The organism is Pseudomonas sp. P105, assembly GCF_032614175.1.
Taxonomy (GTDB): domain Bacteria; phylum Pseudomonadota; class Gammaproteobacteria; order Pseudomonadales; family Pseudomonadaceae; genus Aquipseudomonas; species Aquipseudomonas rhizophila.
This window is the reverse complement of sequence record NZ_CP126693.1, coordinates 4781296-4796238: the sequence shown is the minus strand read 5'-3', so window position 1 is coordinate 4796238 and position 14943 is coordinate 4781296. Positions and strand designations below refer to the sequence as shown.

8 protein-coding genes and 4 tRNA genes are annotated in these 14943 nt (G+C 59.0%); 10 read left to right on the top strand and 2 right to left on the bottom strand.

Features of this window, described 5'->3' with window-relative positions; all coding sequences use genetic code 11:
- Positions 1–115: 115 nt before the first annotated feature.
- From alaS to QOM08_RS21520, 6 genes are all read left to right on the top strand, one after another.
- Complete coding sequence (alaS, locus tag QOM08_RS21545) at positions 116–2740, top strand: alanine--tRNA ligase (protein ID WP_316912106.1); 2625 nt, start codon at positions 116–118, stop codon at positions 2738–2740.
- Between the two features lie 89 nt (positions 2741–2829).
- The gene (locus QOM08_RS21540; protein WP_047228775.1) at positions 2830–4071 is read left to right on the top strand and encodes an aspartate kinase; all 1242 of its coding nucleotides are present in this window, start codon (positions 2830–2832) and stop codon (positions 4069–4071) included.
- Between the two features lie 182 nt (positions 4072–4253).
- Positions 4254–4442, top strand: a complete 189-nt coding sequence (gene csrA, locus QOM08_RS21535) for a carbon storage regulator CsrA (RefSeq protein WP_003178872.1) — start codon at positions 4254–4256, stop codon at positions 4440–4442.
- 62 nt (positions 4443–4504) lie between these two features.
- Positions 4505–4595 (top strand) — tRNA-Ser (locus QOM08_RS21530).
- A gap of 107 nt (positions 4596–4702) precedes the next feature.
- Positions 4703–4779, top strand: a tRNA-Arg gene (locus QOM08_RS21525).
- 72 nt (positions 4780–4851) lie between these two features.
- Positions 4852–4928 (top strand) — tRNA-Arg (locus tag QOM08_RS21520).
- A gap of 19 nt (positions 4929–4947) precedes the next feature.
- Here the strand turns inward: QOM08_RS21520 and QOM08_RS21515 are convergent.
- Positions 4948–5472 carry a SmpA/OmlA family outer membrane lipoprotein gene (locus QOM08_RS21515; RefSeq protein WP_047228774.1) on the bottom strand — a complete coding sequence of 175 codons (525 nt, stop codon included), beginning with the start codon at positions 5470–5472 and terminating at the stop codon, positions 4948–4950.
- 322 nt (positions 5473–5794) lie between these two features.
- On the opposite strand from QOM08_RS21515, the gene mgtE reads away from it, so the two are divergent.
- Positions 5795–7237 carry a magnesium transporter gene (mgtE, locus tag QOM08_RS21510; protein WP_047228773.1) on the top strand — a complete coding sequence of 481 codons (1443 nt, stop codon included), beginning with the start codon at positions 5795–5797 and terminating at the stop codon, positions 7235–7237.
- Positions 7238–7358: 121 nt separating this feature from the next.
- On the opposite strand, the gene QOM08_RS21505 is transcribed toward mgtE, so the two are convergent.
- The gene (locus QOM08_RS21505; RefSeq protein ID WP_047228772.1) at positions 7359–7685 is read right to left on the bottom strand and encodes an Arc family DNA-binding protein; all 327 of its coding nucleotides are present in this window, start codon (positions 7683–7685) and stop codon (positions 7359–7361) included.
- A gap of 524 nt (positions 7686–8209) precedes the next feature.
- Between QOM08_RS21505 and QOM08_RS21500 the strand changes: the two genes are divergently transcribed.
- The 3 genes from QOM08_RS21500 (at position 8210) to QOM08_RS21490 (ending at position 14939) form a co-directional block, all read left to right on the top strand.
- Positions 8210–8286, top strand: a tRNA-Arg gene (locus QOM08_RS21500).
- Between the two features lie 356 nt (positions 8287–8642).
- Positions 8643–10349, top strand: a complete 1707-nt coding sequence (locus QOM08_RS21495) for a ShlB/FhaC/HecB family hemolysin secretion/activation protein (RefSeq protein ID WP_316912104.1) — start codon at positions 8643–8645, stop codon at positions 10347–10349.
- A gap of 39 nt (positions 10350–10388) precedes the next feature.
- Positions 10389–14939, top strand: coding sequence for a filamentous hemagglutinin N-terminal domain-containing protein (locus QOM08_RS21490; RefSeq protein WP_316912103.1), 4551 nt, complete (start codon positions 10389–10391; stop codon positions 14937–14939).
- The last annotated feature ends 4 nt before the right edge of the window (positions 14940–14943 follow it).

The window sequence follows — 14943 nt, the reverse complement described above, 5'->3', positions numbered from 1 at the left end:
CGCATAAACACGCTGTACCCCACGCGAAGGGCCGATATAATGCGGCCCTTTGCCGTTGCTTCGTCTGTTGACGTTTTGCACAGGCCTTTGGCCGCAGCCTCCGTGGAAGAACCTAATGAAAAGCGCAGAAATCCGTGAAGCCTTCCTTCGCTTCTTCGAAGAGCAAGGCCACACCCGAGTAGCCTCCAGCTCTTTGATTCCGGGCAACGACCCGACCCTGCTGTTCACCAACGCGGGGATGAACCAGTTCAAGGACTGCTTCCTGGGCCAGGAAAAACGTGCCTACACCCGTGCCGTCAGCAGCCAGAAATGCGTGCGCGCCGGCGGCAAGCACAACGACCTGGAAAACGTCGGCTATACCGCTCGTCACCACACCTTCTTTGAAATGCTGGGTAACTTCAGCTTCGGTGATTATTTCAAGCGCGACGCCATCACCTTTGCCTGGACCTTCCTGACCTCCGACAAGTGGCTGAACCTGCCCAAGGAGAAGCTCTGGGTAACGGTCTACGCCACCGATGACGAGGCTTATGACATCTGGACCAAAGAGGTCGGTGTCCCGGCTGAACGCATGGTGCGCATCGGCGACAACAAGGGCGCGCCGTACGCTTCCGATAACTTCTGGACCATGGGCGACACCGGCCCGTGCGGCCCTTGCACCGAGATTTTCTACGATCACGGCGCCGACATCTGGGGCGGCCCACCCGGCTCGCCGGAAGAAGATGGCGACCGCTACATCGAGATCTGGAACAACGTCTTCATGCAGTTCAACCGCACCGCCGATGGCGTGTTGCATCCGTTGCCAGCGCCGTCGGTCGACACCGGCATGGGCCTGGAGCGGATCAGTGCGGTGCTGCAGCACGTTCACTCCAACTACGAAATCGACCTGTTCCAGAGCCTGTTGAGTGCTTCGGCCAAGGCCATCGGTTGCAGTAACGACAACCAGGCTTCGCTCAAAGTGGTGGCCGACCATATCCGTTCCTGCGGCTTCCTGATTGCCGATGGTGTGTTGCCGTCCAACGAAGGCCGCGGCTATGTGTTGCGTCGGATCATTCGTCGCGCCTGCCGTCACGGCAACAAGCTGGGCGCCAAGGGCAGCTTCTTCTATCAGATCGTCGCGGCCCTGGTGGCCGAAATGGGCGAGGCCTTCCCGGAACTCAAATCCCAGCAGGCCCACATCGAGCGCGTGCTCAAGGGTGAGGAAGAGCAGTTCGCCAAAACCCTGGAGCAGGGGTTGAAGATCCTCGAGCAGGATTTGGCCGAGCTCAAGGGCAACGTGGTACCGGGCGATGTCGTGTTCAAGTTGTACGACACGTACGGTTTCCCGATGGACCTGACGGGCGACATCGCCCGCGAACGCAACCTGACCCTCGACGAGGAAGGTTTCGAACGCGAGATGGAAGCCCAGCGAGTGCGCGCGCGTTCCGCCAGCTCCTTCGGTATGGACTACAACAGCCTGGTCAAGGTTGACGTGGCCACCGAATTCACCGGCTACGCCGCCACTACCGGTTCGGCCAAGATCGTAGCTATCTATAAGGACGGGCAGTCGGTCGACATCCTGAGCGAAGGCCAGGAAGGCGTGATCGTGCTGGACCAGACGCCGTTCTACGCCGAATCCGGCGGACAGATCGGTGACAGCGGTTACCTGCAGGCCGGCAACTCGCGTTTCGATGTGCGTGACACCACCAAGACCGGCGGCGCATTCCTGCACCACGGCGTATTGGCCTCGGGCAGCCTGATGATTGCCGCTCCGGTAGCCGCGCATGTCGACGCCGAGGTTCGTCACGCTACCTCGCTGAACCACTCGGCGACGCACTTGCTGCATGCCGCGTTGCGTCAGGTACTGGGCGAGCATGTTCAGCAGAAAGGCTCTTTGGTGGACAGTCAGCGCTTGCGCTTTGACTTCAGCCATTTCGAGGCTATCAAGCCTGAGCAACTCAAGGCGCTGGAAGACATCGTCAACGCCGAGATCCGCAAGAATTCGCCGGTCGAGACCGAAGAAACCGACATCGAGACCGCCAAGCGCAAGGGCGCCATGGCGCTGTTTGGCGAGAAGTACGGCGACAGCGTGCGTGTGCTGAGCATGGGCGGCGATTTCTCCGTGGAGCTGTGCGGTGGTATCCATGCCAACCGGACCGGTGACATCGGCCTGCTGAAGATCATCAGCGAAGGCGGTGTGGCTTCTGGTGTGCGTCGCATCGAAGCAGTCACCGGCGCGGCGGCCCTGGCGTACCTCAACACCGCCGAAGAACAACTCAAGGAAGCGGCGAGCCTGATCAAGGGCAGCCGTGACAACCTGATCGACAAGCTCTCGGCTGTGCTGGAGCGCAACCGTCTGCTGGAAAAGCAACTCGAGCAGTTGCAGGCCAAGGCTGCCAGCGCCGCAGGCGACGATCTGTCGGCCCAGGCCGTGGACGTCAAGGGCGTGAAAGTGCTGGCCGCGCGCCTGGATGGCCAGGACGGCAAGGCACTGCTGGCGCTGGTCGATCAACTGAAAAACAAACTCGGCCGCGCAGTGATCCTGCTCGGCAGTGTCCATGAGGAAAAGGTCGTTCTCGTCGCAGGCGTGACCAAAGACCTGACTGGCCAACTCAAAGCCGGTGATTTGATGAAGCAGGCCGCTGCGGCAGTGGGCGGCAAGGGCGGTGGTCGTCCGGACATGGCGCAAGGCGGCGGCACCGACGCCGGCGCGCTGGACGCAGCACTGGCCCAAACCGTTGCATTTGTAGAGCAGGGTATTTAAGGCAGTGCTCCGGGGTCGTTGTCTAGTGACGACTCCGGTCGCTGTTGAGTGATTATTGGGCGCCCTTCATGGGCAGAGGCGGCTTTGAAATGGCTTTGATCGTACAGAAATTTGGAGGCACCTCGGTCGGTACTGTCGAGAGAATCGAACAAGTCGCCGACAAGGTTAAGAAATTCCGTGAAGCGGGCGATGACCTGGTGGTTGTGCTGTCGGCCATGAGCGGCGAGACCAACCGTCTGATCGATCTGGCCAAGCAAATCAGCGGCGACCAACAGCCGGTTCCGCGCGAACTGGATGTGATCGTTTCCACTGGCGAGCAGGTGACCATCGCCTTGCTGGCCATGGCGCTGATCAAGCGGGGTGTGCCGGCGGTGTCCTACACCGGCAACCAGGTTCGTATCCTGACGGACAGCGCGCACAATAAAGCGCGTATTCTGCAGATCGACGATCAGAAAATTCGCGGCGACCTGAAGGCCGGTCGCGTCGTGGTGGTCGCCGGTTTCCAGGGTGTGGACGAGCACGGCAATATCACCACTCTCGGCCGTGGCGGTTCCGATACCACGGGCGTGGCGCTGGCGGCGGCACTCAAGGCTGACGAATGCCAGATCTACACCGATGTGGATGGTGTCTACACCACCGACCCACGGGTGGTGCCTGTGGCTCAGCGCCTGGACAAGATCACCTTCGAAGAGATGCTGGAAATGGCCAGCCTCGGTTCCAAGGTGCTGCAGATCCGGGCCGTCGAATTCGCCGGCAAGTACAACGTTCCGCTGCGCGTTCTGCACAGCTTCAAAGAGGGTCCGGGCACCCTCATTACTATTGATGAAGAGGAATCCATGGAACAGCCGATCATTTCCGGCATCGCTTTCAACCGCGATGAAGCCAAGCTGACCATCCGTGGCGTGCCAGACACCCCCGGCGTGGCGTTCAAGATTCTCGGCCCGATCAGTGCCGCGAACATCGAAGTCGACATGATCGTGCAGAACGTCGCGCACGATAACACCACCGACTTCACCTTCACCGTGCACCGCAACGACTACCAGGCCGCTGAAGCTGTGCTGAAAAAGACTGCTGATGAGATTGGTGCCCGGGAAGTGGTGGGTGATACCAAGATCGCCAAGGTCTCGATCGTCGGTGTCGGCATGCGCTCTCACGCAGGTGTGGCCAGCCGTATGTTCGAATCCCTGGCCAAGGAAAGCATCAACATCCAGATGATCTCTACTTCGGAAATCAAGGTTTCCGTGGTCATCGAAGAGAAGTACCTGGAGCTGGCCGTGCGCGCCCTGCACACGGCTTTCGAACTCGACGCTGCTGCCCGACAGGGCGAGTAAGGCGTTGTCTTGGGGCGCGGTTTACCGCGCCCTTTGTTTTTCTGAAAGGCGCGCTCCAAAACTGTTCTTTTGCTCGCGCTGGTCAATACTAGGCTTGTAGGCTGCGACCGTTTCGGTTCGTAGGGCCTACGCCTTTTTTTGCAGACTGTTGTCCCTGAACTGAATTGCGTGAGGAGAAAGGTATGCTGATTCTGACTCGTCGGTGCGCAGAGAGCCTGATTATTGGCGATGGCGAAATCACCGTGACCGTGCTCGGCGTCAAAGGAAACCAAGTGCGGATTGGCGTCAACGCCCCGAAAGAGGTCGCGGTGCACCGAGAGGAAATTTACCTGCGTATCAAGAAAGAGAAGGACGACGAACCAAGCCATTAATTTTTATCGTTTTTTATGTTTGCAAACGGGGATGAAGGTGGTTAATATACGCCCCGTGTTGCGGAGAGCTGGCCGAGTGGCCGAAGGCGCTCCCCTGCTAAGGGAGTACACCTCAAAAGGGTGTCGGGGGTTCGAATCCCCCGTTCTCCGCCATTATTTATTTAGTGCGACGTAATCTGGCTTTATCGGTAAGTTATTGAAATTACTGAAAAAAGCGCTTTACAAAAAGATTCGCCGACCTATAATGCGCGGCAACAAATGCACTCGTAGCTCAGCTGGATAGAGTACTCGGCTACGAACCGAGCGGTCACAGGTTCGAATCCTGTCGAGTGCACCATTTAAGAGTTTTTTGCAGTGATGCAAATAACTTGGCTTCAACCAGTTGTGATCTGGTATAAAACCACAACTTGCACTCGTAGCTCAGCTGGATAGAGTACTCGGCTACGAACCGAGCGGTCACAGGTTCGAATCCTGTCGAGTGCACCAAACACCAAAAAGCCCGCGTTTAACGCGGGCTTTTTGCTGTCTGTGATTTGCCTTTCACGCACCCTTTCTCATCGAACACGATCTCTGCGCTGCGACCTTTTTTCGCTTTGTAGGTATATCGCGTGCTCGAATTCCTGATCTTGACCGAGTCGGGTCTGCCCAGGGCGCTTTCCACGTCCTGCTGGCTCATGCCACTGACGACTCGCCGGTTCATGATCGCTTCGCGGCGTTGTCTGGCATTGAGCAGGTTGCCACAGCGGTCTTCGAGTTGGCCGACAACAGTCGGTTCCTTGCGGTTGGCTTTGTTGCCGAATGTTTGCCGAAACTCTGCTTCGGGCAGCATGGCCTCTGTCATTGGCTCGGCCCTGCCCGGGCTGGTCGGATGGATCTGCTGAAGTGACAGGGTTTCTTCCGGTCGGCAACTCAGGGTGGTAAAGGTCACGTGCCCGGCGGTATTTTCGCAGCGATGCACGCTTTGCCCGGCAGCCCCCAAAGGCAGGCAGGGCAGGGCAGCGAGTAAAAACAGGTAGCGACTGACGAGCATCCTGACGTCCTCCTTGACGGTGAAGAAAAGAAGGTTAGCCGCTACATTTTTACCGGGGCGTGTGTTTTCTTTTCAGGATAAGTCGTCGTAGGCATAGAGGTTCAATCTGCGTTCAGGTATGTCTCGCAAGCGCTTGTTCTTGCCATGATTTTTTAACGTTTTAAAGCGTCAAGCGGTGTATGATTGCGCCCGTCAGCCCCGCCGGGGCTTGTGGAATATCCCATGGACTTACCCAGTAGTTACTCAATATCTCGTTTTACCAATCATGAACTGACTGATTGATCCTTCCGGCGTGCTCCACTGCTGGGAGTGGAGTTCGCCTATGACCGAAATAGAAGTAAAGAAAACGCAGGAAAGCCTTCAGGATCGCCTTGCTCAAGTCGTTGAGCTGCTGCATCGCCAGCGGGTGGTCGAAGACCTGACGCATCGCCAGGAAGGCCCGCATCACGACCTGGTCGAGAACCTGGTCCACCGGCAGAATCTCGTCGAGCTGCAACGCAAGCTCGATGACCTGCACTCCGCCGACGTCGCCTACATCCTTGAAGCCTTGCCGCTGGAAGAGCGTCTGACGGTCTGGCAGTTGGTCCAGGCGGATCGTGACGGTGACATCCTGCTCGAAGTGTCCGACTCGGTTCGTGAAACCCTGATCGCTGACATGGATGATCACGAGCTGCTGGCGGCGGCCAAGGAAATGGACGCCGACGAACTCGCCGACCTTGCGCCCGAACTGCCACGGGACGTTATCCACGAACTGATGGAAACCCTCGATGGCCAACAGCGCGAGCGCGTGCGTTCGGCGTTGTCCTATGACGAGGAGCAGGTCGGTGCGCTCATGGACTTCGAGATGGTGACCATCCGTGAGGATGTCAGTCTTGAAGTGGTATTGCGTTATCTGCGCCGTCTCAAGGAGTTGCCGGGGCATACCGACAAGCTCTTTGTGGTGGACTACGACGGTGTGCTTAAGGGCGTGCTGCCTATCAAGCGATTGCTCGTCAATGATCCGGAAAAGCAGGTAGCCGAGGTCATGGCCAGTGATCCGGTGAGTTTTCATCCGGACGAAGATGCCTACGATGCGGCCCAGGCGTTCGAACGTTACGATTTGATTTCTGCGCCCGTTGTCGACAAGAACGGCAAGTTGATCGGCCGTCTGACCATCGACGAAATGGTCGACCTGATTCGTGAGGAGAGCGAAAGCGAAGTCCTCAACATGGCCGGTCTGCGCGAAGAGGAAGACATCTTCGCCTCGGTCTGGAAGTCCCTGCGTAACCGTTGGGCCTGGCTGGCGGTCAATTTGATCACGGCTTTCATCGCGTCCCGGGTGATCGGCTTGTTCGAAGGCTCCATCGAAAAACTGGTGGCCCTTGCGGCGCTGATGCCTATCGTTGCAGGGATTGGCGGCAACTCCGGCAACCAGACCATTACCATGATCGTCCGCGCCATGGCGCTGGACCAGGTTAGTACCGGCAATACATCGCGATTGATGCGCAAGGAACTGGCCGTGGGCTTGATCAACGGTCTGGTTTGGGGTGGGGTGATCGGCGTGGTGGCGTACCTGCTATACGGCAGTTGGTCGCTGGGAGTGGTGATGACCGCCGCCATGACGCTCAACTTGTTGTTGGCGGCCTTGATGGGGGTATTGATTCCCATGACCCTGGCTCGAATGGGGCGTGACCCCGCCATGGGGGCCAGCGTGATGATTACCGCCATGACCGACAGCGGCGGGTTCTTCATTTTCCTGGGATTGGCGACGATTTTCCTGCTCTGATTCGCGCTTCAAGAAAGCCCGCCAATTTGGCGGGCTTTTTCGTGGGCGCCGGAAATCTCAGTCACCAAATTCCAGGCAAAAAAAAGCCAGCACAAGGCTGGCTTCAATATCTTGGATGCTATCAGGACGCGTCTGCGGTCATTTCTACGTCATGAGCAATCAGCGAAACGAGAGCGTTTTGCTGGCGATGAGAGAGTTGTCGGAATCGTTGAAGCAGCTCGCGTTCATGCAGTGACAGCTCTGGGCTGTCCAGTCGCATGCTGAGCTCTTCACCCAACGCACCTTCCTGAATAAGGCTTTGCTCAAGGCGCGCGATGATTTCGGAGTTCATGCTGCGGTGATGATTGCGAGCCACCTCGGCAATGCGTTCCCGCATTCCGTCTGGCAGACGTACGACGAACTTGTCAGCCGTACGGCTGGAATAAATTGCCTGTTTCATTGGGCGCATATATTTAACCGGTTAGTTCAGGGGAGCGGTTCTCGGGATTGGCCGCAGGATGTCGATAGGACAAGCCCCTTAGCCAAATGTTCAACCTGAATTGTTAAGAGGCCCGCATCATGCCTCAAAATTGCCAGATCATTGGCGCCAATTCTGTGACAAATATTGATCCGCGTAAAGGCGTTATGCCAGTACCCTTCGTCAAAAATGCGGACTGGTTGGAAAAATTTCCAGGTCCGCATCTTGTGACCACTGCATCGTGTCGATGTGCCATACCGTCTGGCGGATAACCATGACGCAGGCGGCGGCGCGATGCTGTCCTTGTATTGTATAGGATAGTGGCGATTTGCCGATTTACTAGAATGAGCAGGGTGGGCCAGATGAGCGGCGGTCCGGTCCAGGCTCTTCGATGGGAGACTTGGCGAACGGTACATTTGCCTACACTTAAAAAGCCATGGACGACATGACAAACGCCAGGCTGACCGTTAACATGCACGCCGTCCAACGCACCGCGTTTCTCGTGGTCGACTTGTGTCTCAGTAGCTCAATTGGATAGAGCATCCCCCTCCTAAGGGGAAGGTTGGCAGTTCGAACCTGCCCTGGGACACCATCATTCTCCAGCCCCCCACTGGTTTGCCTCTCTTGCGCCAAATCCCCTTGGTCGGTACGGGCGTCGGTTCCCTCATCGCGAAAAAATCCACCCCGTACAGGTCCGACAAGACGCTTTATGTCGGTGGTTTCTAATGCGTCCTGTGAGACACGTCTCTTTTTTGAGCAGAAAGTTTCCCCTCCTTTGAACCGAAGGCGATATGCCGGGTCTGGTGTGCGCGTAGTTTTGCGCATTAGTAGCGTGAGTATTTTCGGAGTCAGCCTGGACTTTCCGGCGTTCCCCGAAATGAGAAGACCGATATCCGGTGCTTTGTCTGCTCGCCAGTTTGCTGCCATTTCCGTATCGAGGGATCGAACATGTTCTCACCCGCCCATTGGGCGAGGTCGTGCCTGGCTTTGCTGTGCCTTTCTCCGCTAACACTTGCCTACGCTGCGCCAACACCCGGCGACACGGACCTGATCCGCGAACGCCAGGATCGCTTGCTCGAAGAGCAGCGTCGACGCCTGGAAGAACTCAAGGAATTGCCTGGCAAGGCGGCGAAGCCGACTCAGCCAACTGCGCCTGTGGACACCCGTTGCTTCCCCATCAAGACCATCGAAATCAAGGGCGCCGACAGTCTTTCGGCCAGTGAGCGCGAACAACTGCTCAAGCCCTATATCAACCAATGCCTGGGCGTGCCACAGCTTAACGAGCTGCTCAAGGTCATCACCGATTACTACCTGGAAAAAGGCCTGGTCACCAGTCGTGCCTATTTGCCGCAACAGGACCTGTCCAGCGGTCACTTGCAAGTGCTGGTCGTTGAGGGCCGGCTGGAAGGGCTGAAGGGGGCCGAGGGCAGTGGCCTGTCCGAGCGGGAACTGGCCATGAGCTTTCCCGGCAAGGCGGGCGATTTGCTCAATCTGCGGGACATCGAACAGATGGTCGATCAACTGAACCGTTTGCCGTCCAATCGCGTGCAGATGGAGCTGGCGCCGGGGCAAGATCTCGGTGGCAGTAATGTGCTGGTCAAAAACACCCCGCAAAAGCCTTGGCGCATTGGTCTGGCGCGGCATAACGATGGCCAGAAGAGCACCGGTGAACAGCAATGGGGCACCTCCTTCGACTGGGACAGCCCCTTGGGCCTGGCCGATCAACTGGCCTTGCGCGGCGGCCACGATGCCGTCAGCGATCATCAGAAAACCTCGCGCAATGCCATGCTCTATTACAACCTGCCGTTTGGTTGGTGGAACCTGAGCTACAGCTACAGTCAGAGCGAGTACCGCGCCCTGGGCCAGGCCAATGGCTTCAAATTCAAGCAGAGTGGCGACAGTCAGAGCCATCAGGTGCGCCTGGAGCGGGTGGTCCATCGCGACGCGGTGAGCAAGACTTCGCTCAACACCGGCTTGGCGTACCTGCGCACTAACAACTTCGTCAACGACAGCAAGCTCGGTAACAGCAGCAATCGCATCAGCGAGGCGCAGTTCGGCATCAACCATGGACGACGGGTCGGCAATGCATTCGTCAATCTGGACCTGGGTGTACAGCAAGGCATCGGCGCTTTCGATGCCCAGGGCGACGACGATCCGGGCCCCGGGCAGGCCGACGCCCGCTATCGCAAATACACCGCCACCGTCAGTTACCTGCAGCCCTTCATGCTGGGCGGTGAATCCTTCAGTTTCAGCAGCTTGATGACCGGTCAGCGCAGTGAAGATGCGCTGTTCAGTCCGCAGCGCATGAGCCTGGGCGGTCTGGCGTCGATCCGCGGCTACAAGGACCAGACGCTGTCCGGCGACAGTGGTGGCTACTGGCGCAACGACCTGCGCTGGAGCCGCCCGGTGACGCTGGAGTGGCTGCGCCCGGTGTTCGCCGAGTACGGCATCAGCCTTGGTTATGACGTGGGGGTGATTCGCGGTAATCGCTACAACGGCGACCAGCACGGGCGCATGTCGAGCAATTCGGTGGAGTTGTTCGCCCGCGGTGAGCACCTGACGGCCAGCGTGACCTTTGCCCACTCCTTGGAACGTCCGGATGCCCTGGCCGAGCGCGAAGCGCCGATCTATTTCCGCGTGGATTCCTTTTTCTAAATACAGCCTTTTTAAAAACTGCTGCAACGAGACTTGATCATGGACGACCGTCAATACGCCTTCCTGGCCCGCCAGCCTTCTGCTGCCGTGCAAACCCGCGAGCACTTCTGGGGCATGCCCAAGCGCGGCCTGGCGTTCCTGTTGGCCAACGTCATGTTCTGGCAGCCGATGTGGGCCCAGGCGGGCGGCATCGTGGTCAGCGCCCCGGGCACCAGCCTCGGCCAGGCCGGCAATGGCGTGCCGGTGGTCAACATCGCCAAGCCCAACGGCAGTGGCCTGTCTCACAACCAGTTCAAGGACTACAACGTCGGCAGCAACGGCGTGATCCTCAACAACGCCACCAACGCCGCCCAGTCCACGCAACTGGGCGGGATCATCCTCGGCAACCCGAACCTCAAGGGCACGGCCGCCAAAGTCATCCTCAACGAAGTCAACGGCGGCAACCCGAGCCAGCTGCGTGGCTACACCGAAGTGGCGGGGCAGTCGGCCCATGTCATTGTCGCCAACCCTTATGGCATCACCTGTAATGGTTGCGGGTTTATCAATACCCCGAAGGCGACCCTGACCACCGGCAAACCGATTATCGAAAACGGTCAGTTGAGTCGCTATCAGGTCGACCAGGGCAGCGTTGCGATCGAAGGCGCAGGCCTCAACGCCAACAACGTCGACCGTTTCGAAATCATCACCCGCAGCGCGAAGATCAATGCCGAGATCCAGGCAAAGAATCTGACAATTATTGCCGGTCGTAACGACGTCAACGCCGATACCCTCAATGCCACCGTCCGTGCCGACGACGGCAGCGCCAAACCGCAACTGGCCATCGACTCCTCGGCCTTGGGTGGCATGTACGCTGGCACCATCAAACTGGTGGGCACCGAGGCCGGGGTCGGGGTCAAGCTCGACGGCAAGATGGTCGCCAGTGGCGGTGATATCCAGCTTGATGCCAATGGTCATTTGAGCTTGGCGCAAACCACGGCGGCAGGCGCCGTCGAGATCAAGGCTCAAAGCCTGGACGCCCAAGGGACGATGTATGCCGGCAGCCATGTTCAGGTGACAACCAAGGGCTCTCTCAGCAACCAGCGCGCTATCGCGGCGCGCGAGAAGGTCACGCTGACCACCGACGGCCAGCTCAACAACCTTGGCATCATCGAAGCAGGCGTCAACGTCGATAACACCCGCAACCAGATTGGCGATGTCGTGCTGACCGCGGCGAACATCGACAATCGCGGGCAGAGCGTGATCGCCAGTCGCGACTTGAAAGCCACGACGACGCAGACCCTCGACAATCGCGGCGGCACTTTTTCCGCCGGCAAGAGCCTGACGCTCGACAGCAAGGACATCGACAACCGCGCCGGCACGCTGGTCAGCCAAGGCAACATTCAAGCAGTGGCCACTGGAGCCTTGGATAACCGCGATAAAGGGATCATCGCCAGCGACGGCGAGCAGACTCTGATCGCCGGGACGCTAAAGAACAGCGCAGGCGTTATCAGCAGCAACAACTTCCTGAAGCTCGAAGCGCAAACGCTGGATAACAGCGGCGGCAAAATTGCGTCCGACGCCGCACTGACCCTTGGGGGTGGTAGCGCTGAAAATAGCGCAGGACAAATCACCAGCCAGGGTGATCTCGTTGCCACGCTGAAAAGCTTCAACCAGCAGGACGGCAAGGTGGTCAGCCAGGGGAAACTGACCCTGACCGCAGACCGCATCAACAACAGCGACGATGGCTATATCGCCTCGGTCAAGGCCATGAGCCTGACCGCTCACCAGCAACTGTTCAATAACAATGAGGCGATCATCAGCACCGAACAGGGGCTGACGATCAACGGCGGTGGTCTCGATAACACCAAAGGTAGCCTGCTCAGCCAGAGTGACCTGAAGGTCGATATCACCGGGGATTTCGTCAACCGGGATGGCAGCGCCATTACCCAGGCCGGGAACGTGGATGTCGAGGCGAACAGTCTCGATAACCGTGGCGGTGTTCTTGCCAGTGTTGGCGGTTGGCTGAAAGCTGAGTTGAACAAGGTGTTGGATAACGGCGAGTCGCTCACCTCCGCTGGCGAGGCCGGGTTGATCCAGGCGCAGTCCGTCAATCTCGATGCGAAACAAGCGGTGCTCAACAATGGTGGGCAAATCTCGGCCTTGTCCGGGAGCGCCGAGCTCACTACCGCTACGTTCGAGAACCGCAACGGTGCAGTGCTCGCCAAACAGGCCCTGACGGTGCGTGCCCAGGATCTGGACAACAGCGACGGACGCGCCGCGGCAAACACCGTTGATTTTGGTTTGACCGGGGCGCTGAACAACCAGCGCGGTCTGGTCGAAGGTTCCAACGGCCTGCTGATCACGGCCGTATCGATTGATAATCAGGGCGGCAAGTTGCGCTCGGTGGGCAAGCTGGGGACCGCGACGCTAACGGTTGATCAACTGCTGGACAACCAGGGCGGCGTCATTGAAGCGGCTACCCAGGACCTGTCCTTGCAGATGGCAGGCTTCAAGAATGCTGACGGCAATGTTCGTCATGTGGGCACCGGCACGTTAGGTGTGGACCTGGCCAGGTTCAGCAACATCGGCGGCAGCCTGATGACCTCAGGCACCCTGACCGTCGACGCGGCACGTTGGGACAACAGCTCGGATATCCAGGCCAATGTCCTGAACCTGAAGGTGGGCCAGCTCAATCAGATCAGCACCGGCAAGTTGATCGCCGTGCAAAGCCTGCTGGCCACGGGCGGCACCTGGAATAACGCGGGCACCATCAGCAGCGACGTTGATTTGGATCTGAAGCTGACCGGCGCTTATGTCGGTACCGAAAACAGCCGCCTCAGCAGTGTCGATCAATTCGATCTGAGCGCCGCCAGTATCGATCTCTCCAGCGGCGCGCGCCTGGCTGGCGGTGGCACCACCACCGTCACCAGTCTCGGTGCATTGAACAATGCCGGACGGATCACCGGCGGCGGCAAGTTCTCCCTGGCCGCCACGAGCCTGGTCAATACAGGCACGCTGGGCGGCGCCGACACCGTCGAACTGGTTGCCAACGAGGCGCTCAACGATCGCGGTCTGATCTTCAGTGGCGCGGACATGGCCCTGCGTTTCAACCGCTTCACCAACTATCGTGCGGACGTCTACAGCCTGGGGGCGTTGAATGTCGCGGCACGAGATGGCGTCGCTCGCAGCACGTTGCTGGAGAACATCTCCGGCACCCTTGAATCGGCCAAGGACATGTCGCTGCGCAGCGACACCTTGATCAATCGCAAGGACGTTTTCTCCACCACCGATGAGCTGGTGTCGGGCTCCATCAGTGTCAAATGTTATGACTGCGGTGGTGACCACCACAACGTCGACTATATAGCCCGGGAGACCTACCAAAGCGCAGTGCTTGAAGACTCGGCCAGTGCCACCCTGATGAGTGGGGCGAAACTGACCGTTGATGGCTCTGCGGTGACCAACCAATACAGCGTGATGGCCTCGGCTGGCAACCTGCTGATCACCGCAGACAACTTCGCCAACGCTGGCGCCGCCGCCGGGACCAGCGTCAGGACGCGGACCTGGAACACCGGCAGGGTCACGGATGGAACCGACGAGCGTTTCCGCGACAGATACATTGTCCCCTACAACGCCCAGGCTAATCCGAAACAGGTGCCGGTAGATGCGCTCAACTCCTTCCGTCAGGTAGGCGACATCACCACAGTGACGCCAGGGGAATCGCTGGCGCCCGCGGTTGTTCAATCGGGCGGCGACATCAGCATCCAGGCTACGCAGCGGCTGGAGAACAGCAGCATCGTGCAGTTCCAGGCGCCGCTGGCTGGCGCGACCAAGTCAGCGGCCACCGATGTTGCCGACGCCGCACAGCCAGCGGTCGTGGTGCTCAACCCGCAGCTGCCGCCTGACCTGGCCCAACAACAAGTCAACCCCACCACCATGCCCGGGTTCACCTTGCCGACGGGCGAAAATGGCTTGTTCCGTGTCGTCGACAGCGCGGCCGCAGCGCAAAACAGTCATGACCAAAGCCAGGCCACTGTCCAGGGTTCGGCCGCCAGCCGGGTCATCATCGGCCCGAAATACCTGATTGAAACCAACCCCGCGCTGACCGACCTCAAGCAGTTCATGAGCTCGGACTACCTGTTGGGCAACCTGGGTTATGACCCCGACACCAGTTGGAAGCGCCTGGGCGATGGCTTGTACGAGCAACGCCTGATCCAGCAAGCCGTGATCGCCCGCACCGGCCAACGCTTTCTCGATGGCCAGACCTCCGACGACGGTATGTTCAAGTACCTGATGAACAATGCCATCGCCAGCAAGGAGCAACTGAACCTGGCCGTTGGTGTGACCCTGACGTCGCAACAAGTCGCCGCGCTGACCCACGACATCGTCTGGATGGAAGATCAGGTCGTCAATGGTCAACATGTGCTGGTGCCGGTGCTACCTGGCCCAGGCCAACAACCGGCTGATGGCCGATGGCGCGTTGATCCAAGGCAAGAACCTCACCCTGATTGCAGGCACCGACCTGAAGAACGCCGGGACGCTGCGTGCCAGCGAGAACCTCTCGGCGGCGGCCGGGAACAATCTGGTCAACACGCGCCTGGCCGAGGCTGGTGAGCGG